Raw genomic sequence first — 22,702 nt, 5'->3', positions numbered from 1 at the left:
GGCCTCCTAGGGGTCCACAGACAAAGAAAAACCGCCCGGTTCTTTTAGAAACCGGGCGGTGTTGTATTCACGTGCTGGAGGCAGCTCAGGCTGCCTTTGCCTTCCTCGCTTCCGCCTTCCGGCGCACGTCCGGCGGCGTGGCTTCGAGCCCGAGGCTTGCGATTGCCTCGTCAAGCGACATCGAGGTTTGCTCCTGGCTGCCAAGACGGCGGATGTTGACCGTGCGCTCTTCCGCTTCCTTCTTCCCGCAGACGATGATGACGGGAACTTTCGTAACGGAATGCTCGCGGATCTTGTAGTTGATCTTCTCGTTACGGAAGTCGGTCTCAACGGTCAGGCCGGCGTCCCGCAGCGCTGCCGCGACTTCGGCGCCATAGCCGTCGGCCTCGGACGTGATCGTCGCGACGACGATCTGCTGCGGCGATACCCACAGCGGCAGATGTCCTGCGAAGTTCTCGATCAGGATGCCGAGGAAGCGCTCCATCGAACCGCAGATCGCGCGGTGGATCATCACCGGCTGCGTCTTTTCCGAATTGCTGTCGATGTAGAAGGCACCGAAGCGTTCCGGCAGGTTGAAGTCGACCTGCGTCGTGCCGCACTGCCATTCACGGCCGATCGCGTCCTTTAGCGTATATTCGAACTTCGGACCATAGAACGCGCCCTCGCCCGGCAGAATGCCGGTCTTGATGTTGTTCGACTGGTGTTGGATCGTGTCCAGCACGTCGGTCATCACGCTTTCGGCGCGATCCCAAAGATCATCCGAACCAACACGCTTTTCCGGGCGCGTTGAGAGCTTGATGGTGATCTCGTCGAAGCCGAAGTCCTTGTAGACCGACAGGATCAGATCGTTGATCTTCAGGCACTCGGCTGCCATCTGCTCGTCGGTGCAGAAGATGTGCGCATCGTCCTGCGTGAAGCCGCGCACACGCATCAACCCATGCAGAGCACCGGACGGCTCGTAGCGGTGAACTGTGCCGAATTCCGCAAGACGGATCGGCAGTTCGCGATAAGACTTCAAGCCATGCTTGAAGATCTGCACATGGCCGGGGCAGTTCATCGGCTTCAGCGCGAACACGCGGTCATCATCCGTATCGTCGCCGGCGACGGTGACCTTGAACATGTTGTCGCGGTACCAGCCCCAGTGACCGGAGGTTTCCCAGAGCGACTTGTCGAGCACCTGCGGCGCATTGACCTCCTGGTAGTCTTCGGCGAGACGACGGCGCATATAGGCGACGAGCGTCTGGAACATGCGCCATCCCTTGCCGTGCCAGAAGACAACGCCCGGACCCTCTTCCTGGAAATGGAAGAGGTCCATTTCGCGGCCGAGGCGGCGGTGATCGCGCTTCTCGGCTTCCGCGAGCACGTGCAGGTAGTTGTCGAGTTCGGCCTGTTCGGCAAATGCCGTGCCGTAGATGCGGGTCAGCATCGGATTGTTGCTGTCGCCACGCCAATAGGCGCCGGCCACCTTCATCAACTTGAACGCCGTCCCGATCTGGCCGGTCGATGCCATATGGGGGCCGCGGCAGAGGTCGAACCAGTCGCCCTGATAATAGATCTTCAGATCCTGGCCTGCCGGAATCGCGTCGACGAGTTCAACCTTGTAGCTTTCGCCCTTCGCGACGAACACTTCCTTGGCCTTCTCGCGCGCCCAGACTTCCTTGGTGAACGGCGCGTTGCGAGCAATGATCTCCTTCATCTTCTTTTCGATTTTCGGCAGATCGTCGGGTGTGAAGGGCTCGTTCTTGGCAAAGTCGTAGTAGAAGCCGTTCTCGATAACAGGGCCGATCGTGACCTGCGTGCCGGGCCAGAGCTCCTGCACGGCTTCCGCCATCACGTGGGCTGCGTCATGCCGGATCAACTCCAGCGCGCGGCCGTCGGTGCGGGTGATGATTTCAATTGCGCCTGCCGTCACCGGATCGGAAAGGTCACGGACCTGACCGTCGATAGCGATCGCGACTGCCTTCTTGGCAAGCGACTTGGAAATGGATTCTGCGACATCCTTGCCGGTTGCGCCAGCATCGTAGCTGTGCACGGAACCATCGGGAAATGTCAGGGAAACGGATTGGGACATCTAGAATTCTCCTTGTCCAGTCCCGCCAACGAATGCGGGTGGTTGCAATGAAGCGCTTCGTCCGCACGAATGCGCCGCCGCCTGATACCGAGATTTGCTGCTTGAGTAAAGAAAAAGCCAGCTTAGCCGATCATTTCGGCAAGGCCACGCACCGTGTTCCAGTTCCGCAATGTTCCGACGCCCATTCGCTTGGTCGTCAGTGCCGAGAGCAACTTCCACTCGCTCGGCTTGCCGGCAAAATCGATCCAAAGGTCGCCGGCGGTGAGTGCCATTCGCTGCTTAGGATCGGCATAAGGGCGAAGCGCCTCCATGGCAGTAGGTGGAAGCGGCCTGCGCATGACGCGCACGATCACCTGACTGCCCTCGCCGTCTGCAAAAGGATTGGACTTCGCAAGGGTCAACCAGTCGATACCTTTGCGCACGATGATATCGACCGGTTTGCCGAAACGAGCCTTGAAGGCCGCTTCCAGCTTCGCCTCGATCTCTGCGAGCAGGGCGGCATCGGCCTCGAAAACGATGTTCCCGGTCGAGACAAGTGTCCTCGGATTCTTGTACCCGATGTCCTTGGCCATGTCGCGAAGGTCGGACATCACCACGCGGCGACCGGGCGCAAGCACAATGCTGTGCAGGAGCGCGACGTAGATCATGCTTTGCAGAACTCTGCCGCGCCCTCGCCAAAATCTTCGAGTTCGTGCTTGGACGCGGCCGCATCCACATACTTGAGCGAGGCATCGGGGACGTCGAGGCGACGGCGAAACACCCGAAATGCGCCTTGCGTCATCGTTCAGCCCGCCTTGCGACCAAGCGCGAGGTAGCGCCAGGGCGTCCACCAGTGAAAGCGTTCGCCGAGCTGCTCGGGAACCGGGTCGAGCCCGCTGGTGCCGCCCGGGCCGCAGCGCGCGACGCGAAAGAGCGTCATCCATCCGCCGTTCCACAGCCCGTAACGGGCGACTGCCTCATAGCCGTATTCCGAGCAGGTCGGGATGTGGCGGCAGGAATTGCCGATGAAACCGGAGAGGGTCAACTGGTAGGCGCGAATGAAACCCATCCCCAGCACCCTGCCGGGCGTCTTCCGAAACGGGCCGGAGTAATTTCGGGAGTAGGAGCGCGTGGATCGACGCGGTGCGGCGGCGCCACCCTCGTCTTCGTCCTCATCGCGATTGATCGAACAGAATTTGCACATCGGCTATGCCGCTCAGGCCTCGATGGTTTCGCCGCGCTTGGCCTCGACCTGGCTGACCGCATCGACGACGGCGTCGAAGGTCAGCATCGTCGAGGCATGTCGTGCCTTGTAGTCCTTCACGGGGCGGAGATAACGCATGTCCTCGAAGCGGCCTTCCGGCCCCTCGCCGTCCGCCTTCAGCATTGCCAGCATGTCCTCTCGCGCCTTGCGCAACTCAGTCGCGCTGGCGCCGATCACATGGCGGGCCATGATCGAAGACGATGCCTGTCCGAGCGCGCAGGCTTTGACGTCGTGCGCGAAGGCGGTGACCGTATCGCCGTCCATCTTCAGCCAGATCTTGACCTTGGAGCCGCAAAGTTTGGAGTGCGCCTGGGCGCTGGCGTCCGCATCCGGCAAGCTGCCGATCAGCGGAATATTGCCCGCGAATTCCAGGATTTTGCTGTTGTAGATATCGTCCATCGTGGATTCCGCTCCAGAATTCATGCGGATCGGCGCCTCAAAACTCATTGTAGCACAAAAGAAAAACACAGCGTGTCGTGCCGGGAGACTTACATAAGGATGCCGTTTTCCTATATGTATGTCGTTCGAAGGCCAGAAAAATGCAATGGCCTCGGCTAAGTTTGATTGGGAAACCGTGCCGGAAGGGCAGCAAACCAAGCCCTGAAAGCCCCGGAGCCTGCCAAAGGTGCATGAATTCCCTTGAGTGGAATTGCCAGTGGCTAGTCCGAAAGACGGTCCGCCAAAGCGGATCAGGAGACTGTTACATATGGACGCCATCATCAAGAATTTTCCGCAGACCCCCGCCGATCTCGATGCGGATCGGCCCAGCCAGAAAGAAGCAGAGGATGCCGTCCGCACGCTGTTGCGTTGGGCAGGTGACGATCCGACGCGCGAAGGCCTGCTCGATACGCCAGCACGCGTGGCCAAAGCCTATCGTGAACTCTTTGCCGGCTATGATATGGACCCGGAAGATGTGCTGGGCCGTACCTTTGAAGAGGTTGCCGGCTACGACGACATGGTCCTGGTGAGGGATATTCCGTTCTTCTCTCATTGCGAACACCACATGGTTCCAATCATCGGCAAGGCCCATGTTGCCTACATGCCGGATGGCAAGGTGCTGGGCCTTTCGAAGATCGCACGCGTCGTTGAGATCTACGGTCGTCGCCTGCAAACGCAGGAAACCATGACCGCCCAGATCGCTAAGGCCATTGACGACACGCTCACTCCGCGCGGTGTAGCCGTCATGATTGAGGCCGAACACATGTGCATGGCGATGCGCGGTGTGCAAAAGCAGGGCTCGACCACATTGACGACAACATTTACCGGAACGTTCAAAACTGAGCCGGCTGATCAAGCCCGATTCATGTCCATGGTCCGGAGCCGCTGAATACGGCTTCAGTTAAGAAAGCCGCGATGATGCCCTTTGCGTTCAATGCGCCGTCCGATGATAAATCAGAACTTGAGGACGCGGGCGACTTCACGCCACGCTTTGACGATCGCGGCCTGATCACCGCGATTGTCACCGATTCCGCCGATGGCGAGTTGCTGATGGTGGCGCATATGAACGCCCAGGCCCTCGCACTGACCATTCAGACCGGGAAGGCTCATTACTTTAGCCGCTCGCGGGGCAAGCTCTGGATCAAGGGCGAAACCTCGGGCAACACCCAGATGGTCAAGGAAATCCGGACGGACTGCGACCAGGATGCCATCTGGCTGAAGGTCGAGGTCGCAGGCCATGATGCCACCTGTCACACCGGTCGCCGATCCTGCTTCTATAGGACCGTGAACCTCGAAGACGGCAAGCCGATGCTCGAAATCGTCGATGACGAGCTCCAGTTCGATCCGGACGAAGTCTACGGTAAAGAGTCATAAAAGCAGGCAGTTGCCTCTTATTGGGCCAAAATCTACGCCTATATACGAATTGGAAAGGGACGCGGGACACTAATATAGTTCGTTTTTAATTGTTTGCCGGGAGGGATACGAGCCATGCTGAATTGGGGATTGTACCGCCAAAGCTCCGAGGCGGGCGCGTCCAATGCCAGCACCCCGACCGCGCCAGACATGAACGCTCCCGCATCTCCTCCGCCTGCCCCCAAGAGAACCAAGCTTGCCCTTGCGCTGGGCGGCGGCGCCGCACGCGGCTGGGCGCATATAGGGGTTCTGCGCGCCCTGGACGAAGAAGGTATCGAGATCGGCATGGTTGCCGGAACCTCGATCGGTGCGCTGGTCGGCGGCTGCTATCTGGCGGGCAAGCTCGACGAACTGGAAGGATTCGCTCGTTCGCTGACGATGCGGCGTATAGCGAGCCTGCTTGATCTGACGATCGGCGGCAGTGGTCTGTTCGGCGGCATGCGGTTGACGAAGCGCATGCAGGAGCATCTTGAGGGGCTCAGCGTCGAAGATCTGGACCGGCCATTCGTGGCTGTCGCCGCCGAAGTAAACACCGGGCACGAAGTCTGGATCGCAAACGGATCGCTAATTACGGCTCTTCGCGCCTCCTATGCCCTCCCCGGCATTTTCGAACCCATCCGCAGCAATCAACGGACACTCGTCGATGGCGCGCTGGTCAATCCGGTTCCCGTTTCCGTATGTCGCGCCTACGAGCAACCGCTCGTGGTTGCCGTCAATCTGAACTACGATCTTTACGGTCGATCGGCTGTCGTCCGGCACAATGCAACCCTCTCGCGCTCCGAAGTCCAGCAACGCGAGGAGGTGCCCTATACCAAGCTCGGCATGACCGGTGTGATGGTGCAGGCTTTCAACATCATCCAGGACAGGATCGCGCGTGCGCGCTTGGCGGGCGATCCGCCGGACATATCGCTTCAGCCGCGTCTCGGCGATATCGGCCTCTCGGAATTCCATCGCGCTGGAGAAGCGATCGAGCGCGGCTATGAAGAAGCCAAGCTGAGGCTTCCCGAGTTGAAACGGATGCAGGAACTATTCGCCGGCTCTCTCTAGGCGCCGGCGAAGCATTCAGCCGGCGATGTAGGCCTTGATCTGTTCGGCTTCCAGTTCGACTTCAGCAATACGCGTCTTCACGACGTCACCAATCGAAATGATACCGGCAAGTTTGCCGTTCGTTTCGACAGGAACGTGACGGAAGCGTCGGCTCGTCATCAGCCCCATCAGGTCATACACTGTCGAATCTTCATGGCACCGATAGACCTTTGCGGTCATAAGCGAGCCAACCGGCTGATCGAGGCAGGCCGCCCCCGCCTTGGCGATCGCGTGCACGACGTCGCGCTCCGTGAAAATCCCGGAAATCTTGTTTTCCATCCCGACGATAACGATAGCGCCGATCTTCTTCTTGCTGAGAATCACAGCCGCCTCGGCAACGGTCGTGTTTGGCCCGGCGGTTACGACATCCCTGCCCTTCGCATCGAGTATGGCCTTGACTGAGTTGGACATTCTTGAACCTCCTATGTCGAAAGTGAAACACTTCAACTGATCACAGGCATCCGTGGCGGCTCTCCTCCCATCACGGATCAGGAGGAATGGTGCACTCCAATGCTCAAGATTGCAATATATCCGATGTCTCTGAAATGAGCGGCTGCTCGGGTGGCTCCCGGTCGAAAAAGCCGAAGAGAACGAAGCCGAAAACGAAGCCTCCGATATGGGCGTCCCAGGCGATTGCCTGGGATCCGTCGCCAATCAACGGGACGCCGACGGCGATCAGGAGATTGCCCACGAACCAGAAGAGAATGAAGGCGACGACCGTGCGGCTGCGAAACGCTCCCAGCATCGAGAGTCGCGGATTAAGATGCGCCGGCCCGCTCATCCGCTGTTCAGGCGGGAACGCAAAGCGGCAGGCAGCGCCCATCAGGCCGGACACCACGCCCGACGCGCCGATCAGCAGCGTGGCCCCTCCCCAATTTAAGGCCGCATGGAAGGCGGCGGACGCAGTTGCCGAGAGCACCCAGAAAACGATGAAGCGAAACGTTCCAATCCGGCGCGCCACCGGTGTGCCGAAGGCCATGAGCCACAGCCCGTTGAAAACGATATGCTCTATACTGGCGTGAAGCAGCGAATAGGTAATCGGCGTCCAGAAAAGTTGCGGGCCCTGCTCTGACAGCGGCGTGATGTAGCGCAACGGAATGAAGCCGAAATTGAAGAACAGCCAGTCGAGGCCGCTGCCGGATAGAAGCAGCGATTGAACCGCATATATCAGCCCCAGCAGCGCAAGTGCCGCGAGCACCGGGCCCGGAAGGTTGAAGATGGGTGACGGCGGCGGGGGCTCTATCGCCGTTTGCGGCTCCGACTGCTCGTTCATCTTCGTCCTCAATTGATTGCGGCACAGCCTTACAGGACGAAAGGTCAAAAAAAAAGCCGTCCGGCAAAGACCGGACGGCTTCGAGCGTCGAGGATATCCGCGCCCGACAGTCTGTGCTGAACTTCCCGAAGACAGGAAGCGATGGACAGACATTGTCACGGCGCGATGCGCGGCTCAATCGAAACCGTTCCTTAACCTTAACTGCTCCGAGCTGGCACGAGATACGCACAGCATCATAGCGCATGGCCATGACGGCCGTGTTTTGATCCAAAATGAAACAGCCGGTGCAGCAATGCGTCTCAAAACGACGATCGACCTATTCGAATATTGGACTCGGATCCGCGGCAAAGACGTTGCGCCGTTGAGATCGCAGGTCGAGCCAACGCATTTGCGGCAGATTCTGTCGAGCGTGTTTCTCCTCGAAACAGGTGATTCGGGCCGCATCGCATTCCGCCTTGCCGGAACCCGTATTTGCGATCTCTTTGGTCGCGATCTCCGTGGGGTCCCGTTTTCCGAGCTTTGGGCGCATGGGAAGGACGACATCGAACAGATGGCCACGGGCCTCATGAGCAACGCGATGCCGGAGCTGCTCAACGCCACGGGTTTCACCGCGGCCGGCCATTGTGCCTCCTTCGAAATTGTCCTCCTGCCGCTTCGCTCGGACGAGTGTCAATGCGACAAACTTCTGGGGGCTATCGCCCCCGCGGTCGCATCAAGCTGGCTGGAAGTCGTGCCGCTCCAGTTCCTCGCTCTCGATCGCATCCGATCACTGCACGAAGGGCTTGGCTCCGATAGGGAGCTCAAGGATGCCGAGTTCGGAGATGAGCACCCGCTATACGAGCGTACCCCGTCGATCGCTGACACAATGCGACGCGTTATGTCCAATCTATTTGCTGAATTCGGCGTTCCAGGCTCGGTTAGGCACAACTGAATGCGTGCATAGTGGACGAATCTGAACAACCTTCTGTTAAGGGATTCCGGGTAATGATCGGTTGGTTGTATTTCATGAAGAAGCCCTTTGATGCACGCGTTCCAGCAAGTTCAGACGCAACGAACTGCGCCTCGCCTCGAACAAGGTGCCTTTCAACGTGTCCCAATCAACATGCAGGGCCGGCTTATGCTGGCGAACTACGAGGAATTTGAGTGCCTGGTCATCGATATGTCGCCGGGCGACATGTACGTGACTTGCCTGGGCCGCCCTCGTGCCAACGAGCGTGTGGTGGCCTATATCGATCACCTCGGGCGCGTCGAAGGCTATGTGCAGACGATCGATGGTCGTGGCTTTGTCATGTCGATCCATGCGACCGAACGCAAGCGCGAAAAGCTCGCAGCACAGCTAACTTGGCTTGCAAACAAGCATGAGCTTGGCCTTCCGGAAGACCGCCGTCACGACCGCCTGACGCCGCGCGAGACGAAAACCGAAATCACGCTGGAAGACGGCGCCCGCTACAGCTGCCGCATCATGGACCTGTCGCTTTCCGGCGCTGCAGTCGATGTCGAGGTGCGTCCGCCCATTGGCACACCTCTCCGCCTCGGCAATATGCGCGGCCGCGTCGTACGCCATTTCGTGGAAGGCGTTGCGATCGAATTCCTGTCGATCCAGTCGCGGGAAACACTGCGCGAATTTCTCTAATCGTGCCGCAGGCGCGCCGACCGGGTGCCTGCTGTTCGATGTTCGCTTATCGCGAATTTGATCCCTCGGCCTGTTGCACATCATTCTCTCGATCAACGCAACGGCGGCCGCACCCGCCCAGCCCGGCCGATTGGTCACTCGGCGCCTGCTCAAAGGCAGCTGGACCTTGAGAAGCCGCTTGCGGGCGCATGGCAATTTTTCAGAGCCTAGCCGCAAAGTAGTTCTCATCGATCGTGGGCCGTGGATCCGACAGCTGCTTTTCCGCAAAATTTCTCGATAATAATTTTGCTGCCGAAACGTGCCAATCGGCGAATTTCACCGCCAGCACCGCGATTATGATCTAGGCGCGGACCATCGCGGCGGCAGTGCAGATGGTAAATGAAGTCCTCCCAAAGCCTCGGATCCGGACGCTGCGTTAATAACTTGTCCCAAAATGCTGCGATTAAACGCCGAACCTCTTTCCGAGGAAGGAGCAATTTTAATCAAGTTTAGCGCGAAAGCCCTTCGAATTTTAGGCGAATTCGATTTTGTTTTTAGTCGATTTCTCTGCGTGTTTGAATAAACTAAGCCGTTAATTTAACTGCGTAATTTTGCGTCGAATAAAAATGTCTGTGTCAGGTTCTCCTCACAACGGGGACACGACAAATGACAATAACGAGTTTCATCAAAGGCAGTCTGGCCGTCGGTGCAATGTTGATCGCGATGGCGGGTTTGGGACAAGCGAGCCCCCTCAACATGACGGTCCTTGGAAATGCGAGCCCGCCGATCGGTGCCTACCAATTCTGCAAGGAAATGCCTACCGAGTGCGCCAATGCAGACGGCGATCAAGGCGAGTTGCTTCTGACGGAGGAACGCTGGAAGACGATCCTCAAAGCGAACTACCAGGTCAATTCGTCGATCACGCCGTTGACCGACAAGGAAATCTACGGTGTCGAAGAACGCTGGGCCTATCCGCGCACCGCCGGCGATTGCGAAGACTATGCGCTGCTGAAGCGCAAGATGCTGATCGATGCCGGCTTCTCGCCTTCCGATCTGCTGATCACCGTCGTCCTGCAGCCGAATGGCGAAGGCCATGCGGTGCTGACGGTCCGCACGGACCGCGGCGATTTCATCCTCGATAACATGCGCAACAAGGTCATGCTTTGGGCCGATACCGAATACACCTACCTCAAGCGTCAGTCCGCTAACGATCCGAGCCGCTGGGTCAAGCTGCAGGATGGTCGCGCGGTGGCGGTCGGCAGCGTCAAGTAAGCGCGTAACGCCGGGAATATCCGGCGGTAACCATAAGGCTCCGGTCGTCCCCCGCATCCCCGTGCCTGACCGGCGCCACAGAGCCGCTCCCGCTGTCCCGGGAGCGGTTCGTTTTTTCTTGCCGCAAGGCGGCGCTTAAGTGTTCGTTAACCGTATCAGCCAGACAATTGCTGCATCAACCAACGGCACCGGCGACTCTTGTTCCTTTCGCGGCGGTCTGACATCCGAAGGCCGCCATGAACCATACCGGTACCGCACGCGAAATTGAGGAGTCGCCACTCCTTTCGACGCGTTTCGTCGTCCGTTTTACGATCGCTGTCGCGTGCCTTGCGGCTTTGACACTGGCCATCAGTTTCGGTGGTCGCTGGTTTGGCGCTCGCATTTCCCTCGCTGGCAATACCGATGCGATAACGCCGATAACCCTGACGATTGGCCGCGATACTCTCCGCCTTCCCGAAAACACGCTGCGCTTCCCTAGCCAGCGGAAGGACGGCCTGTTCGAAAGGGCGGACCTCTATCTCACTTGGCCGGAAATGCAGGGCTACAGCAAGGAACACCACGAGCGTTTCGACGATGTTACCCAGTCGTCGGGACTGATCTTCCTTCAGGTCACCCAAAGCACTATGTCCCGGGATATGTCGGGACGACTAGAACCGATCTACTCGCATCTCGTCGAGGGCGACGGCGTCCCCTTTGCCAATGGCATGACGCTGCATCACCTGCGCGCAGACGCGGGCTATGCCGATGAGGTTCTGTTGACCGCGCCGCGCGCCGGCGGCCAGGACTATGTCGTACGTTGCGCCTTGCCGGCGACGCGTCAAATGGCCACCAGCGGGGATTGCCAGCGTGACATAAAACTCGGTCGCGACTTAACTGTGCTTTACCGGTTCTCCAGCACGCATCTGCCTGATTGGGACCATATTGATGCCGCTATTCGCCATTTTGTGGAAGAGCGACTTGTGAACGCTTCTGCGCCGGGTCGCTAGAATGATCCGATGTGGCGAAAGAAACGATTAATCATAAACGGATTGGTAACCCCGGACGGATAATTTGCTGAGAGAACGATCGCGCCGGGAGGGCGGCCGATCTCTCCAGTGTCCGAAATGCAAGCGAAGAGTAGAATAGTGCCAAGGTCAGTCTCCTCCGTATCACCATCGCGATCCCGCAATATTCTTATAAGAGCGATCACGGCGCTGTCTCTGGCGGCCGGTATCATTATGGCCGACTCGATCGATGCCGATGCGGAGGCCGCCAACTCAAAATACGCGGGTATCGTCGTTGACGCGAAAACCGGCAACGTTCTCTATAGCGAGAACGCGGATCGCCTGCAGTATCCGGCCTCTCTCACAAAGATGATGACGCTCTACCTGACCTTCGAAGCATTGGAGCAGGGGCGCATCCGCCTGGACACCTCGGTGCCCTTTTCCGCCCACGCTTCCGCCCAGGCGCCGACGAAGCTCGGTGTTCGCGCAGGTGGTACGATCTCCGTCGAACAGGCAATCCTTGGCCTCGTGACGCTGTCGGCCAATGACGCGTCCACTGCTCTCGGCGAGTTGCTTGGTGGCACAGAGGATCGTTTCGCCCAGCTGATGACCGCGAAAGCGCATGCGCTTGGTATGACGCGTACGACCTATCGTAATGCCAACGGCCTGCCGAATACCGCCCAGATGACGACTGCGCGCGACCAGGCCCGCCTGGGTATCGCACTTCGCCAGCATTTTCCGCAGTATTACGGCTATTTCTCCACGCAGAGCTTTAAGTTCGGAAATCGCATCATCCGTAGCCACAACCGTCTTGTCGGCTCCGTGCGCGGCGTCGATGGCATCAAGACGGGTTATACCCGGGCGGCTGGTTTTAATCTGGTTAGCTCCGTTCAGGTCGATGGAAAGTCGATCGTTGGCGTTGTTCTCGGCGGGGCTTCGACCCCTGCCCGCGACAATCAGATGCGCAAGCTGATCGCCGCCTACCTGCCCAAGGCATCCAGCCGCAGTGGTTCCTCGGATCTGATCGCCCAGACCGCGCCACAACCGGTAGCGCCCGTCGCCGAAACACGCGTCGCTTCGGCTGCACCTGAAATCAGCCTGCCTCGGACAGCGCCAACGCCGGATACCCGCGATCAAGCGGCCTCCGCGCAGGTTGCGTATGCCGACGTTGCCAAGTCGAAGTCCGACAATCCGCTCCTCCAGCAGGAAATGCCAGCACCGACGAAGGTCAAGACCCAGGCGATCAAGCAGGCATCTGTTGCTACGCCCACACCTGCTCCTGCCTATGTCCCGCCGGAACAGGGCGATACGTCTGTCGACGAACTGACGACCGCATCGACCAAGGAACCGCAGCTGGCCGGTTGGGCCGTTCAGATTGGCGTTTCTTCCAGCAAGGAAGGCGCGATGGACCTGCTCGACAGCGCCAAGAACAAGGGTGGCAAGTCCCTTCGTTCCGCAAAGCCTATCGCAGTCGCCAATGCCGGAAGCTACCGTGCTCGCTTCAGCGGTTTCGATGACCAGCGTTCTGCTGTGAACGCCTGCAACGCCCTCAAGCGCGCCGGCGTGAAGTGCTGGGCTACGGCCCAATGATCAGCTGACATGCCGCCCACTAGACCGGGCGGCATGTCACAGACGTCGTGATCGTGTGTTTGATCCGACGGAGTTCTGAGACTCGGTTTGTAATGCGTACGGGGATGAGAATGGCGATCAACGAGAATGTTCCGGAATTTCCGCCACATGGTCGGGTGACCGGCAAAAATCCGCGAGCCGGTTTGCACCCGCTACATGAAGCGGCTTTGCGACTGGCAGAGGTAGGATTGCAGCGGCAGAAGCCGAAATCGGCAAAGACCAAGGACCTGATCAATCTGCTACTGTGCCACGGCGCGCGGGCCTGGCGTTGCTCACAGGCGGAAACCAGTATCCACCTTCACGTCACCTGCCCGGAAGGTCGGGCACCGGTAACGTTGCGCCTGCGCTAAGCTAGTCAGAGCAGGCCGAGTTCGGAAAGCTCGCGGCGAAGGTCCGCGGGCATTTCCGCAATTCCTTCTCCAAGGCTATTCAGATCGCGCGGCACATCATCTTGCGGATAGTAGCGCCAGCCCTGGAACGCACGCTTCGGCTGGACTGCCGTTTCGATCACCTCGGGCCCCAGCACCAGATGGCAACGTGAGATTCCCTCGCCATCGGTAAAGGTCTGGATATCGAGCAGCTTCTGGCGCGCCTGCACCTGCCCCTTGATCACCCAGTAGAGCGAACCGCCGTCAAGCAACTCTTCGACCCGTTTCGGGACCATCCTCGTCGTATGCACGGAATGAGGCTCTAGCCCGGCCGCAATCGCCCTGAGAGACCGCTCGGCGACCCACTCACGCAGATCGTCGATCGAATCCGCGCCCACACACAGTTTAATGAGATGCAATGCCATGCCGCCGTTCAAATCCTTTTATCGGGCAGCGTCAAGCGGCAAGTCGCATGTTCACAAAGTCAGCATTCCACGACGTTGACGGCAAGGCCGCCGGTAGAAGTCTCCTTGTACTTCTCGCTCATGTCGTTGCCGGTCTGCCGCATGGTTTCGATGCAGGCGTCGAGCGGAACGAAGTGTCTGCCATCGCCCTTGATGGCCAGTGAGGCAGCCGTAACTGCCTTGACCGCGCCGAGGGCATTTCGTTCGATGCAGGGAACCTGCACGAGACCCGCGACTGGATCACAGCTCATCCCAAGATGGTGTTCCAGCGCGATTTCGGCGGCGTTCTCGATCTGCTCTGGCGTCCCGCCCATGACCGCGGCAAGGCCGGCAGCCGCCATGGCGGCTGCGGAGCCCACCTCACCCTGACAGCCGACCTCTGCGCCGGAAATCGAGGCGTTGTGCTTGATGATCCCACCGACCGCAGCAGCGGTCAGAAGATAATCGCGGATGCCGTTCTGGTCCCAATCGTCGTGGAAATGCTCATAATAGCGGATCGTCGCCGGGATAACGCCCGCGGCACCGTTCGTCGGAGCGGTCACGACGCGACCACCAGCAGCATTTTCCTCGTTGACGGCCATGGCGTAGACGCTCAGCCAGTCGTTCGCGAGCAGCGGGTTGATGCGGTTGCTGCGCCATTCCTCCTGCAGCTTGTCGTGAATCGCGCGGGCGCGGCGGCGAACATTCAGCCCGCCCGGCATGATGCCATCGACCTTGAGCCCGCGTTCGATACACGAGCGCATTGCTTCCCAGATGCGATCAAGACCGGCGTCCAGTTCCTCGCGGCTACGCTGCGTTTCCTCATTGGCACGCTTCATCTGCGCGATCGAGAGGCCGGAGCGCGCGGCCATGTCGAGCATCTGCTTGGCCGAGGAGAAAGGATAGGGAACCTTGAGCGAATCGGACGGAGTCTTCTTCTTTGCACGCATCTGCTCGAGCTCGGTGTCGGTCACGACGAAGCCGCCGCCGACTGAATAGTAGATGCGCTTGACCAGCATCCGCCCGTCCTTGTCGAAGGCGGAAAGCGCCATACCGTTGGCGTGGCCCGGCAACGGCTGCTTCTTGTCGAAGATCAGATCGGTCTTCGGCTGGAAACCATAACTCGGATGCCCCGGCGGCGAGATACGGCCGGAGCGCTCCACCTGGCTGATGATCCCGTCCATCTTGTCTGGATCTACGCTGTCGGGCTGCTCGCCCATCAGGCCGAGGACGACGGCCCTGCCGGTCCCGTGCCCGATCCCTGTATGCGCCAGTGAGCCGTGCAGGCTGACCTTTATGGACGCGACCTGGGCGCCAGAGGTCGGGCGCGGCCAGTCGTTTGACAGGATCAGATCGAGGAATCGATTGGCTGCAGTCATCGGACCCATCGTGTGCGAACTGGAGGGCCCGACACCGATCTTGAAGACGTCGAAAACGGAAAGGAACATGACTGCGTCCTGTATAGTTGCTGCGCAAACCTACGCTACCGGCTCCCACGATCCCGGCGATGGACCGACATGGCATTTCACGCGTGCGACATCTGTAAAACGAAGCGCTGCGACTTGCTAGTCATTGCGGCGTGCCACCGCATCTGTAGAGTGACGCGGCGACGGGAGCCTGATTCAATATAATGATGACGACAGCGGATTACATTGCACTGGTGTTCTTTGCAGCGATCTGGTTCGGCTATGCGCGCCTGCTGCAAAGCTCGAGTTTCTTCGGCCGAACCAGCCTCACCCACGCCATGCGGGAACGCCGGCGCGAGTGGATCTACAATTCGCTGCGCCGCGATTTGAAGATGATCGACACCCAGATCATGGCCGGCCTGCAGAATGGCACCGCATTCTTCGCCTCGACGTCGATTTTCGCCATCGGCAGCTGCTTTGCTCTGCTGGGGGCAACGGAGAAAGTCGACGCCGTCTTCGCTGACCTGCCCTTCGTCTTTCATAGCGGGCATGCCGTCTTTGAAATGAAGGTCGGCGGCCTCGCGGCGCTTTTCGGATACGCCTTTTTCAAATTCGGCTGGTCGTATCGCCTCTTCAACTACTGCACCATCCTCTTCGGCTCAATCCCGATGATGCGCGACAGCGAACACGATGTGATTGCCGCCGAGCGGGCGGCGGAACGCGTCATCCGCATGAACATCATTGCCGCGGGTCATTTCAACGAGGGGCTGCGCGCCATCTTCCTCTCGATCGGTTATCTCGGTTGGTTCATCAATCCCTATGTTTTCATGCTCACGACTACGATCGTGATCGTCGTTCTGACGAGGCGGCAGTTCTTCTCCGAGGCGCGGCTGGCGATCATGGACGCTCAACCGCCATCAAATCTCCACCGTTCTCCTATTTCCCGCGCCAAGCCGTCGAACGATGGCAATGACTCATCCGAGGGATTGTGAATGACCGCTCTAGCGACGGAAACACATGCGAGCGTTAAGCCGCCTCGCATTGGCTTGCTGGACACAGCGCGCGGTGTCGCCCTGCTGGCGATGGCGACCTATCATTTCACCTGGGATATGGAGTTCATGGGCTACCTCGCCCCAGGCACGGCAGAAACCGGCTGGCTGAAGCTCTATGCCCGCGCCATCGCATCGACCTTCCTTTTCATTGTCGGCGTCAGCCTGGTCCTCGCAAACACGCCGGAGATCCGCTGGCGCCCGTTCTGGAAGCGGTTTGCGATGATCACTGCCGCGGCGCTTGCGATCTCAGTGGTGACGCGCTTTGTTTTCCCCGGCGAATGGATATTCTTCGGCATTCTCCATTGCATCGCGGTCCTCAGCCTCCTGGGCCTTGCCTTCCTGCGTCTGCCCTTGCCTGTCACCATCGCCGCAACCGCTGCTGTTACCGCGGCATGGGTCGTGGATACGTGGGTCGCGCCCAACCTGTTGCGCTCGCAGATCTTCAATCCGCGTTACCTCGCATGGATCGGCCTGGCAGAGATGCCGCAACGGTCGAACGACTATGTCCCGATCTTTCCTTGGGCGGTGCCCTTCCTGCTTGGCATGACGACAGCTCTGCTTGCCATGAGGACGGGGCTTCCCGAGAGGCTTGCAAAGCTTGGCACGGGCTCAAGCCTGCCGGCAAGGGCGGGGCGTCATAGCCTCGCCTTTTACCTCATTCATCAGCCGGTGCTGATTGCAGTTGCCTACGGACTTTCCGTGATCATTCCGCCCGCTAAGCCGGACCCGGTCGAAACCTACCTGAGGCAATGCAATGCCTCCTGCATGATGCAGGAACGTGAAGCGCTATGCCGCAGCTTCTGCCAGTGCACCCTCGATGCGCTGCAGACACAAAAGCTCTTCACGGAATTCCAGTCTGGCGCCGTCAAGCCGGATGACGGGCGGATCATGGCGTTGGCGAGCGAGTGCAGCGCCAACGCGCAATAGTCAGGTGCCGACGCCGATATCGGCCAGACGACCGAGGCATGCCTCTTCGATATTGTCGAGCTCGGCCAGGGTGTCGTCGATGTCCTTGCGCTTCTGGCGCAGGTCTTCGCGCTTCTCATCGACGCGCTTCATCAGGAGCTTCAGCTGGCCCAACTCGCCAGGCGGCTCCTTGTAGACCTGGATGATCTCGCGGATTTCCGCAATGGTGAAGCCGATACGTCGGCCTCGCAGGATTTCCTGGATTAGGCGGCGGTCTGCCGGACGGAACAACCGCGTGCGTCCACGGCGTTCGGGATGGATCAACCCTTCGTCTTCGTAGAACCTCAATGTACGCGTCGACACTCCAAACTCGCGCGTCAATTCGGTTATGCTATAGTACTTGCTGACCGGCATAGGCTCCCCACCATTAAGGGTGCCAATAATATTGACTTTTACGTAATAGTCAATTTCTGCGCGGAAATTCGAGCCGGCTAAATTCCGAACCACCATGTAGCGATACCGAGAAAGGCAAAAAAGCCCGTACAATCGGTTACGGTCGTGACAAAAACTGACGACGCAATGGCTGGGTCGGCTCCGACCTTATGCAGGAGCAACGGTAGCAGAATTCCGGCAAGGGCTGCCGCAAAAAGATTGATGATCATCGCGGCGCCGATCACGAAGCCCAGCTGATAGTCGTGAAACCAGGTGGCAGCGATGGCCCCCATGATGACGGAGAACAGCGCGCCATTGGCGACGCCGACCCCCGCCTCCCTGCGGATGATGCGCCCGGCGTTGTAGATATCAATGTCGCCGGTCGCCAACGCGCGGACGGTAACCGTCATCGTCTGCGTGCCCGCATTGCCGCCCATGGAGGCCACGATCGGCATCAGCACCGCAAGCGCAATCATCTTCTCGATCGATTCGTCGAACAACCCGATGACGCTTGCAGACAGCAAGGCCGTTCCGAGGTTGATCACGAGCCAGAGAAAGCGAGAGCGGACGGTTGAGAAAACATTGTCCGACAGCTCTTCGTCGCCGACACCGCCCAGACGCTTGATGTCTTCGTCGGCTTCCTCGTGAATGACGTCGACCACGTCGTCGATCGTGAGCACACCGACCAGCCTGTCGTTCTCGTCGACGACGGCGGCGGAGAGAAGGTCGTATTGTTCGAAAAGCTGGGCGGCCTCTTCCTGGTCCATCTCCGCAGGGATCGGATGATTCGTCTCCCGCATGATGGATTCGATCTTGGTTTGCCGCTTTGTCCGCAGGATCTTGTCCAGATCGACGGCGCCCAATAGCTTGAATGTCGGGTCGATGACAAAGATCTGCGAGAACGAGTATGGCAGGTCTTCCTCGTCGCGCATGTAGTCGATCGTTTGCCCGACCGTCCAGAACGGCGGGACCGCGACGAACTCCGTCTGCATACGACGGCCGGCCGAGCTTTCCGGATAGTCGAGCGCGCGCCGCAGCCTCACACGTTCGGTAAACGGCAGCTGCGCGAGGATTTCTTCGCGATCCTCAGTGTCGAGGTCCTCGAGAATGTAAACGGCATCGTCCGAATCGAGTTCACCAATCGCTGCGGCGATCTGCTCGTTCGGCATCTGGTCGACGATCTCGCGGCGAATCGTTTCATCGACCTCGGTCAGCGCCGTCATGTCGAATTCGTCGCCGAGAAGGCGAACAAGCGCGAGCCGCTGGTCCGGCTGCAGCGATTCAAGAAGGTCGCCTATTTCGGATTCATGCAGGCGGGCGACGTGCTGGCGCAAGAAGATCGTGTCGCGATCGGCAATCGCGGCGCCGACCAGCGCCAGGAAATCGCCCCGGACGTTGCCATTTTCATCATAGATGTCGGCGTCGCCGCTGTCTGGACGCGGGCGGACGAGCTCTTCTGCGTCGTTCGTCATGGTTGCCGCCCTCGCATCCCGTTTGAAGTTCAATGACTAAGCGCCGAATTATATAGCTTCGTGCTAGCTCAAAGCTTGAAGTCCGTCCAGCCGCAAACGCCTCGCGTGGATGACAATGCGCGTGCGCAGCGATAGTTTCCGCGCATCTCAAAACAGGAATTTTGCCAGTGGCTGTCCGACCCATATTGCGCTTTCCCGACATTGGCCTGAAAACCGTTTGCGAACCCGTCGAAATCTTTGACCAGAGGCTGCGCGACCTCGCGGACGATTTGCTGGATACGATGCGGGCGGCGCCAGGCGTCGGTATCACTGCTGCGCACATCGGCGTCTTTCTGCGGGTGGCCGTCATTGAGCTTGGCCGAAACGAAGGCGTGCGCCACTACGTCAATCCGGAGATTGTGTCAGTGTCAGACGACACGATTCGCCATGTTGAAGGGAGCGTCTCCATGCCCGGTATGACTGATGAGGTCGTCCGGCCAAAGGCAATTCGTGTTCGATACCGTGATCTGACGGGCGTCGTTCACGAGGAGGAAGCGGAGGGCTTCCTCGCCGTCTGCATCCAGCACGAAATTGACCAGCTCGACGGCATCTTTTGGATACAGCGCCTTTCCAGGCTCAAGCGCGAGCGGCTGGTCAAACGGTGGGAGAAGTTACGAAAGTAGCCCCGGCTGAGTGCACAATTAATCTTCTTCTGGTTGTGTAAACACGGTAGCGCGCGCTTTCCGAATGAGAGAGAATGTTCCATCACGAAACGGTCAATTTCGGTCGCGGATCTGTGATTTCATTTGATAAAACGGCACCGTTCGCGTGATTTTTGCCCGCATTCTTGCCGCAATTTGAGCGCGAACTAACTCCTGCCGAGGGTTTGGTGTCGTTGTCAATGCAACGATGAATTGAGGAGTTATCCCATGCGTTTCAGATTTGCGGCCGCCGCTTCCGTTCTTGCCCTCAGCCTCGGCCTAGGAAGTGCAGCCTTTGCCCAACAGTACTCGAACGACTACAGCAACGACAGCGACGGGTTTGCGCCCGTCCAGATGACGGCGAAAAAGCCAATTCACTACGCCAATCGCAAGGCACCGGAATATTCCAACGACTACACGAATGACAGCGACGGATTTGCGCCAGCCCGGATGTCGGCTCCCGTCGACAGGATGACAACGGGAAGCGTCCGGCGCCTGCCCGACTGCGACTACATGAGGACGAACTCCGGGGTGCATACGGCTGGCGGCGATAGCGGAGCGTCACATACCGATGCCTGCCGCGACATCGGCGACAAATAGCAATCGATTGCCGAGGGCCGGTCATCCGGCCCTTTCTTCATTGCGTCACCCCTCGGTGACTGTTTCACCAAAAACCGATTCGAATGCCTGTCGAAGCCGGATGTCGACATCAGTCATCATGACCGGTAGGCCGAGGTCGACCAGACTCGTGACGCCATGGGCGGAAATCCCGCATGGAACGATTCCGCTGAAGTGATCGAGATCGGGTTCGACGTTCAGCGACAGTCCATGAAAGGTCACCCATTTCCGCAGCCGGATCCCCAGTGCCGCAATCTTGTCTTCTGCCATCGTGCCGTCGGGTAGAGCCGCCTTGTCAGGCCTGCGAACCCAGACACCGACGCGGTCCTCGCGCCGTTCGCCGCGGACGTTCATCGAATCAAGCGTGCGAATGACCACTTCCTCGAGCGCGGCAACAAAGGCACGCACGTCCTGACGCCTGCGCTTCAGGTCCAGCATCACGTAAGCAACACGCTGGCCCGGCCCGTGATAGGTATATTCGCCGCCGCGTCCTGTTGCGAAGACAGGGAACCGGTCGGGCTGGACCAGGTCTTTGGCATCTGCGCTCGTTCCCGCCGTGTAGAGAGGCGGGTGCTCCACGAGCCAGACGAGCTCGTCGCCGCCGTCTGCGATCGCCGCGACCTCGCGCTCCATGTTTTCCACAGCCTCCTCATAGGGCACGAGGCCGTCGGCGATCCGCCATCGGACCGGCCGCGAGCCTTCTCGGGGCATCATGGAGAATTCAAGATCTGTGCGTAGCATGGCCATTCCTTGTGCTGCGGCTGCGGAGGCAGCGCTGCGAAGGCCTATATGGTCCCGTTTCGAGGACGATTCAAATGCTGTGATTTCTTTTGAAAAAATCTGTCATATCGCCCTTGTGTACCGGAAATGCTTTTGCTACATGCTGCCCCGCCGGCACAAATCGGCACCTACCACGATGCGGTCGTGGCGGAATTGGTAGACGCGCAGCGTTGAGGTCGCTGTGGGGCAACCCGTGGAAGTTCGAGTCTTCTCGACCGCACCATTCAATCCAATGGGATTGATAACATTGAACCTGCTGAGGCGCGTTTGCGGCCCAGCGTTTAAAACTCTTCACAATCTTTGCATAGATTTGCGACGATGCTCCCAGCAGGCCTGAGGCTCTGTTTCCAACGGAGTCAGTCGATATCGGCTGTTGCCCCTGCTGTGGCAAGCTCGGCTCCCATCTTTGCAGCGACTGCCGGTTCTGGCATTCCCCTACTTGATTCGGGCGAGCAGCCGCCCTGCTGACGACATGTCCTCGGCGATTCGCGGGATCATCAAAAGATCGCGCAAAAGAGCGCACTCATGGCGCGATACGATCGTCACGGCCGAACGCACCAGACCCTCAAGATATACTTGTGTTGGGGATGCGAGCGCCTACCTATCGGCGTAATCTAAGTCCGGAAAAAGCACGTGCTTTCAAACAGGGTTGCCAAAAGGCTCTTTGCCTTCGCGCTGTCCGCATAACCTTACGGGAGTTGTATCCTCAGGCTCATGATACGACCTAATCGAGAGCGTGAGAAGCTATGTCATCCACAACACAAATGACCTCTGACCGAAACAACGATCCTGTTCAGCTGGACCTGGATAGAATCAGAGATTCAGCCTGCTCGCATTTAGGATCGATTGACGTCCTCGTTGACCTGCTGCGGGTAGATAGCCAACGCGTTTGCCGCCGGGCGAGCGCCGTGAATGGTGCTTCGGCTCTCGTGGTCGCACCAAACCCCGACGGGCCGCCATTTAGGGAGCACCAGTTCTCGAGCGGATCACCCCGCGCCGCAGACCGGTTGAGCGGGCGCACTACGTCACGCCGGATTGGGGGCGCCACGTTCTCATTCATCCTTCGACAAAACGACATAGGCAGCCGCAAGGAAGACTGCCCCGGCGAACAATGACCAGGTTTGCGCTGATGAGAAAACGATGAATATGCATCCGACGCTAATTGCGATCATAGATGATGACGAAGCAGTGAGGGAATCGCTGCTCGATCTGCTGGAGGTGTCTGGCTATTCCGTGGTGACATTCGCGTCGGCCGCCGAGTTCCTCGCGTTCCCTCGAATCCCGGATACGAAGTGTCTTGTCCTCGATATTTCGATGCCTGGCATGAGTGGGATCGACCTCAGCAATGAGCTACGACGGCGGAACATCACCATACCTGTTGTGTTCATGACCGGTCACGCTCAGGATGCGCTTATCAAAGAAGCAAAACGCACCGGTCTCTGTCTTTTCAAACCATTTGCCGGTGGCGAACTCCGCTCAGCCATCGAAGCCGCGGTCACGGTCTGACCGATCGGAACCCATTGGG

Annotated in this window: 26 protein-coding genes and 1 tRNA gene; 15 read left to right on the top strand and 12 right to left on the bottom strand. The window is 59.0% G+C overall.

The genetic code is table 11. The annotated features are described in order from the left end of the window. Positions 1-85: 85 nt before the first annotated feature. The 5 genes from thrS to AC1DPR_RS01580 form a co-directional block, all read right to left on the bottom strand. Positions 86-2,071, bottom strand: a complete 1,986-nt coding sequence (thrS, locus tag AC1DPR_RS01600) for a threonine--tRNA ligase (RefSeq protein ID WP_477815651.1) — start codon at positions 2,069-2,071, stop codon at positions 86-88. Positions 2,072-2,193: 122 nt separating this feature from the next. Next, positions 2,194-2,718 (bottom strand): DUF1697 domain-containing protein, encoded by a 525-nt coding sequence (locus AC1DPR_RS01595; protein ID WP_018854974.1) that lies wholly within the window; start codon positions 2,716-2,718, stop codon positions 2,194-2,196. Further along, positions 2,715-2,852, bottom strand: coding sequence for a hypothetical protein (locus AC1DPR_RS01590; protein ID WP_162763407.1), 138 nt, complete (start codon positions 2,850-2,852; stop codon positions 2,715-2,717). Before AC1DPR_RS01590 ends, AC1DPR_RS01595 begins: the two co-directional genes overlap by 4 nt. A 3-nt stretch (positions 2,853-2,855) precedes the next feature. Beyond that, a complete protein-coding gene (gene yidD / locus AC1DPR_RS01585; RefSeq protein WP_018854972.1) occupies positions 2,856-3,254 on the bottom strand; it encodes a membrane protein insertion efficiency factor YidD in 399 nt (132 codons plus the stop codon). A 12-nt stretch (positions 3,255-3,266) separates the two neighbouring features. Continuing rightward, entirely contained in the window at positions 3,267-3,713 is a 447-nt protein-coding gene (locus AC1DPR_RS01580) for an iron-sulfur cluster assembly scaffold protein (RefSeq protein WP_018854971.1), read from the bottom strand. A 307-nt stretch (positions 3,714-4,020) separates the two neighbouring features. Here AC1DPR_RS01580 and folE point away from each other — a divergent pair, with 307 nt between their 5' ends. The 3 genes from folE to AC1DPR_RS01565 all read left to right on the top strand — a co-directional run bounded on the left by folE (position 4,021) and on the right by AC1DPR_RS01565 (position 6,212). Beyond that, on the top strand, positions 4,021-4,641 hold the full coding sequence (gene folE, locus AC1DPR_RS01575; protein ID WP_018854970.1) for a GTP cyclohydrolase I FolE: 621 nt from the start codon (positions 4,021-4,023) through the stop codon (positions 4,639-4,641). A 26-nt stretch (positions 4,642-4,667) separates the two neighbouring features. Beyond that, entirely contained in the window at positions 4,668-5,126 is a 459-nt protein-coding gene (gene hisI, locus AC1DPR_RS01570) for a phosphoribosyl-AMP cyclohydrolase (protein WP_018854969.1), read from the top strand. Between the two features lie 114 nt (positions 5,127-5,240). Then, the gene (locus tag AC1DPR_RS01565; RefSeq protein ID WP_477815650.1) at positions 5,241-6,212 is read left to right on the top strand and encodes a patatin-like phospholipase family protein; all 972 of its coding nucleotides are present in this window, start codon (positions 5,241-5,243) and stop codon (positions 6,210-6,212) included. 15 nt (positions 6,213-6,227) lie between these two features. Here AC1DPR_RS01565 and AC1DPR_RS01560 read toward each other — a convergent pair whose 3' ends face one another. Together AC1DPR_RS01560 and AC1DPR_RS01555 are read right to left on the bottom strand one after the other, a co-directional pair. After that, positions 6,228-6,662 carry a CBS domain-containing protein gene (locus AC1DPR_RS01560; protein ID WP_018854967.1) on the bottom strand — a complete coding sequence of 145 codons (435 nt, stop codon included), beginning with the start codon at positions 6,660-6,662 and terminating at the stop codon, positions 6,228-6,230. Positions 6,663-6,765: 103 nt separating this feature from the next. Next, complete coding sequence (locus tag AC1DPR_RS01555; protein WP_477815649.1) at positions 6,766-7,524, bottom strand: rhomboid family intramembrane serine protease; 759 nt, start codon at positions 7,522-7,524, stop codon at positions 6,766-6,768. 292 nt (positions 7,525-7,816) lie between these two features. Between AC1DPR_RS01555 and AC1DPR_RS01550 the strand changes: the two genes are divergently transcribed. From AC1DPR_RS01550 to AC1DPR_RS01525, 6 genes are all read left to right on the top strand, one after another. Further along, on the top strand, positions 7,817-8,455 hold the full coding sequence (locus AC1DPR_RS01550; protein ID WP_018854965.1) for a PAS domain-containing protein: 639 nt from the start codon (positions 7,817-7,819) through the stop codon (positions 8,453-8,455). Positions 8,456-8,545: 90 nt separating this feature from the next. Further along, entirely contained in the window at positions 8,546-9,157 is a 612-nt protein-coding gene (locus AC1DPR_RS01545; RefSeq protein WP_018854964.1) for a PilZ domain-containing protein, read from the top strand. A gap of 645 nt (positions 9,158-9,802) precedes the next feature. Then, positions 9,803-10,408: a transglutaminase-like cysteine peptidase gene (locus tag AC1DPR_RS01540; protein WP_169680293.1), complete on the top strand. Its 606-nt coding sequence runs from the start codon at positions 9,803-9,805 to the stop codon at positions 10,406-10,408. A 236-nt stretch (positions 10,409-10,644) separates the two neighbouring features. After that, a complete protein-coding gene (locus tag AC1DPR_RS01535; RefSeq protein WP_113470438.1) occupies positions 10,645-11,394 on the top strand; it encodes a hypothetical protein in 750 nt (249 codons plus the stop codon). A 117-nt stretch (positions 11,395-11,511) separates the two neighbouring features. Continuing rightward, entirely contained in the window at positions 11,512-12,981 is a 1,470-nt protein-coding gene (locus AC1DPR_RS01530; RefSeq protein WP_026371490.1) for a D-alanyl-D-alanine carboxypeptidase, read from the top strand. Between the two features lie 110 nt (positions 12,982-13,091). After that, positions 13,092-13,370 (top strand): hypothetical protein, encoded by a 279-nt coding sequence (locus AC1DPR_RS01525; RefSeq protein ID WP_112660185.1) that lies wholly within the window; start codon positions 13,092-13,094, stop codon positions 13,368-13,370. A gap of 5 nt (positions 13,371-13,375) precedes the next feature. On the opposite strand, the gene AC1DPR_RS01520 is transcribed toward AC1DPR_RS01525, so the two are convergent. Both AC1DPR_RS01520 and AC1DPR_RS01515 read right to left on the bottom strand, forming a co-directional pair. Then, positions 13,376-13,813 carry a DUF1489 family protein gene (locus AC1DPR_RS01520; protein ID WP_016554039.1) on the bottom strand — a complete coding sequence of 146 codons (438 nt, stop codon included), beginning with the start codon at positions 13,811-13,813 and terminating at the stop codon, positions 13,376-13,378. Positions 13,814-13,872: 59 nt separating this feature from the next. Next, complete coding sequence (locus AC1DPR_RS01515) at positions 13,873-15,279, bottom strand: L-serine ammonia-lyase (RefSeq protein WP_477815648.1); 1,407 nt, start codon at positions 15,277-15,279, stop codon at positions 13,873-13,875. 185 nt (positions 15,280-15,464) lie between these two features. Between AC1DPR_RS01515 and AC1DPR_RS01510 the strand changes: the two genes are divergently transcribed. Together AC1DPR_RS01510 and AC1DPR_RS01505 are read left to right on the top strand one after the other, a co-directional pair. Continuing rightward, the gene (locus AC1DPR_RS01510) at positions 15,465-16,229 is read left to right on the top strand and encodes a DUF599 domain-containing protein (protein ID WP_477815712.1); all 765 of its coding nucleotides are present in this window, start codon (positions 15,465-15,467) and stop codon (positions 16,227-16,229) included. Then, the gene (locus AC1DPR_RS01505; RefSeq protein ID WP_477815647.1) at positions 16,230-17,216 is read left to right on the top strand and encodes a heparan-alpha-glucosaminide N-acetyltransferase; all 987 of its coding nucleotides are present in this window, start codon (positions 16,230-16,232) and stop codon (positions 17,214-17,216) included. Here AC1DPR_RS01505 and AC1DPR_RS01500 read toward each other — a convergent pair whose 3' ends face one another. Both AC1DPR_RS01500 and mgtE read right to left on the bottom strand, forming a co-directional pair. Then, positions 17,217-17,609, bottom strand: a complete 393-nt coding sequence (locus tag AC1DPR_RS01500) for a MerR family transcriptional regulator (protein ID WP_016554043.1) — start codon at positions 17,607-17,609, stop codon at positions 17,217-17,219. Positions 17,610-17,686: 77 nt separating this feature from the next. Further along, positions 17,687-19,099: a magnesium transporter gene (gene mgtE, locus AC1DPR_RS01495; protein ID WP_018854955.1), complete on the bottom strand. Its 1,413-nt coding sequence runs from the start codon at positions 19,097-19,099 to the stop codon at positions 17,687-17,689. Between the two features lie 167 nt (positions 19,100-19,266). Between mgtE and AC1DPR_RS01490 the strand changes: the two genes are divergently transcribed. Both AC1DPR_RS01490 and AC1DPR_RS01485 read left to right on the top strand, forming a co-directional pair. After that, positions 19,267-19,761, top strand: a complete 495-nt coding sequence (locus tag AC1DPR_RS01490; RefSeq protein WP_026371488.1) for a peptide deformylase — start codon at positions 19,267-19,269, stop codon at positions 19,759-19,761. Positions 19,762-20,007: 246 nt separating this feature from the next. Then, positions 20,008-20,379: a hypothetical protein gene (locus tag AC1DPR_RS01485; RefSeq protein WP_018854953.1), complete on the top strand. Its 372-nt coding sequence runs from the start codon at positions 20,008-20,010 to the stop codon at positions 20,377-20,379. Between the two features lie 45 nt (positions 20,380-20,424). Here the strand turns inward: AC1DPR_RS01485 and lipB are convergent, their stop codons facing one another. Beyond that, positions 20,425-21,144: a lipoyl(octanoyl) transferase LipB gene (gene lipB / locus AC1DPR_RS01480; RefSeq protein ID WP_026371487.1), complete on the bottom strand. Its 720-nt coding sequence runs from the start codon at positions 21,142-21,144 to the stop codon at positions 20,425-20,427. A gap of 171 nt (positions 21,145-21,315) precedes the next feature. Between lipB and AC1DPR_RS01475 the strand changes: the two genes are divergently transcribed. Beyond that, positions 21,316-21,400: transfer RNA gene (locus AC1DPR_RS01475), tRNA-Leu, on the top strand. Between the two features lie 917 nt (positions 21,401-22,317). Continuing rightward, complete coding sequence (locus AC1DPR_RS01470) at positions 22,318-22,683, top strand: response regulator transcription factor (RefSeq protein ID WP_113470446.1); 366 nt, start codon at positions 22,318-22,320, stop codon at positions 22,681-22,683. Positions 22,684-22,702: the final 19 nt, after the last annotated feature.

This window comes from Rhizobium sp. 01T417 (assembly GCF_056398905.1).
This window is presented reverse-complemented; position numbering and strand designations above follow the sequence as displayed.

What these genes read in the sequence shown, in the direction of transcription:
- thrS (WP_477815651.1), bottom strand. Translation starts at nt 2,071, where the DNA reads ATGTCCCAATCCGTTTCCCTGACATTTCCCGATGGTTCCGTGCACAGC.
- AC1DPR_RS01595 (WP_018854974.1), bottom strand. Translation starts at nt 2,718, where the DNA reads ATGATCTACGTCGCGCTCCTGCACAGCATTGTGCTTGCGCCCGGTCGC.
- AC1DPR_RS01590 (WP_162763407.1), bottom strand. Translation starts at nt 2,852, where the DNA reads ATGACGCAAGGCGCATTTCGGGTGTTTCGCCGTCGCCTCGACGTCCCC.
- yidD (WP_018854972.1), bottom strand. Translation starts at nt 3,254, where the DNA reads ATGTGCAAATTCTGTTCGATCAATCGCGATGAGGACGAAGACGAGGGT.
- AC1DPR_RS01580 (WP_018854971.1), bottom strand. Translation starts at nt 3,713, where the DNA reads ATGGACGATATCTACAACAGCAAAATCCTGGAATTCGCGGGCAATATT.
- folE (WP_018854970.1), top strand. Translation starts at nt 4,021, where the DNA reads ATGGACGCCATCATCAAGAATTTTCCGCAGACCCCCGCCGATCTCGAT.
- hisI (WP_018854969.1), top strand. Translation starts at nt 4,668, where the DNA reads ATGATGCCCTTTGCGTTCAATGCGCCGTCCGATGATAAATCAGAACTT.
- AC1DPR_RS01565 (WP_477815650.1), top strand. Translation starts at nt 5,241, where the DNA reads ATGCTGAATTGGGGATTGTACCGCCAAAGCTCCGAGGCGGGCGCGTCC.
- AC1DPR_RS01560 (WP_018854967.1), bottom strand. Translation starts at nt 6,662, where the DNA reads ATGTCCAACTCAGTCAAGGCCATACTCGATGCGAAGGGCAGGGATGTC.
- AC1DPR_RS01555 (WP_477815649.1), bottom strand. Translation starts at nt 7,524, where the DNA reads ATGAACGAGCAGTCGGAGCCGCAAACGGCGATAGAGCCCCCGCCGCCG.
- AC1DPR_RS01550 (WP_018854965.1), top strand. Translation starts at nt 7,817, where the DNA reads ATGCGTCTCAAAACGACGATCGACCTATTCGAATATTGGACTCGGATC.
- AC1DPR_RS01545 (WP_018854964.1), top strand. Translation starts at nt 8,546, where the DNA reads ATGCACGCGTTCCAGCAAGTTCAGACGCAACGAACTGCGCCTCGCCTC.
- AC1DPR_RS01540 (WP_169680293.1), top strand. Translation starts at nt 9,803, where the DNA reads ATGACAATAACGAGTTTCATCAAAGGCAGTCTGGCCGTCGGTGCAATG.
- AC1DPR_RS01535 (WP_113470438.1), top strand. Translation starts at nt 10,645, where the DNA reads ATGAACCATACCGGTACCGCACGCGAAATTGAGGAGTCGCCACTCCTT.
- AC1DPR_RS01530 (WP_026371490.1), top strand. Translation starts at nt 11,512, where the DNA reads ATGCAAGCGAAGAGTAGAATAGTGCCAAGGTCAGTCTCCTCCGTATCA.
- AC1DPR_RS01525 (WP_112660185.1), top strand. Translation starts at nt 13,092, where the DNA reads ATGGCGATCAACGAGAATGTTCCGGAATTTCCGCCACATGGTCGGGTG.
- AC1DPR_RS01520 (WP_016554039.1), bottom strand. Translation starts at nt 13,813, where the DNA reads ATGGCATTGCATCTCATTAAACTGTGTGTGGGCGCGGATTCGATCGAC.
- AC1DPR_RS01515 (WP_477815648.1), bottom strand. Translation starts at nt 15,279, where the DNA reads ATGTTCCTTTCCGTTTTCGACGTCTTCAAGATCGGTGTCGGGCCCTCC.
- AC1DPR_RS01510 (WP_477815712.1), top strand. Translation starts at nt 15,465, where the DNA reads ATGACGACAGCGGATTACATTGCACTGGTGTTCTTTGCAGCGATCTGG.
- AC1DPR_RS01505 (WP_477815647.1), top strand. Translation starts at nt 16,230, where the DNA reads ATGACCGCTCTAGCGACGGAAACACATGCGAGCGTTAAGCCGCCTCGC.
- AC1DPR_RS01500 (WP_016554043.1), bottom strand. Translation starts at nt 17,609, where the DNA reads ATGCCGGTCAGCAAGTACTATAGCATAACCGAATTGACGCGCGAGTTT.
- mgtE (WP_018854955.1), bottom strand. Translation starts at nt 19,099, where the DNA reads ATGACGAACGACGCAGAAGAGCTCGTCCGCCCGCGTCCAGACAGCGGC.
- AC1DPR_RS01485 (WP_018854953.1), top strand. Translation starts at nt 20,008, where the DNA reads ATGCGTTTCAGATTTGCGGCCGCCGCTTCCGTTCTTGCCCTCAGCCTC.
- lipB (WP_026371487.1), bottom strand. Translation starts at nt 21,144, where the DNA reads ATGGCCATGCTACGCACAGATCTTGAATTCTCCATGATGCCCCGAGAA.
- AC1DPR_RS01470 (WP_113470446.1), top strand. Translation starts at nt 22,318, where the DNA reads ATGAATATGCATCCGACGCTAATTGCGATCATAGATGATGACGAAGCA.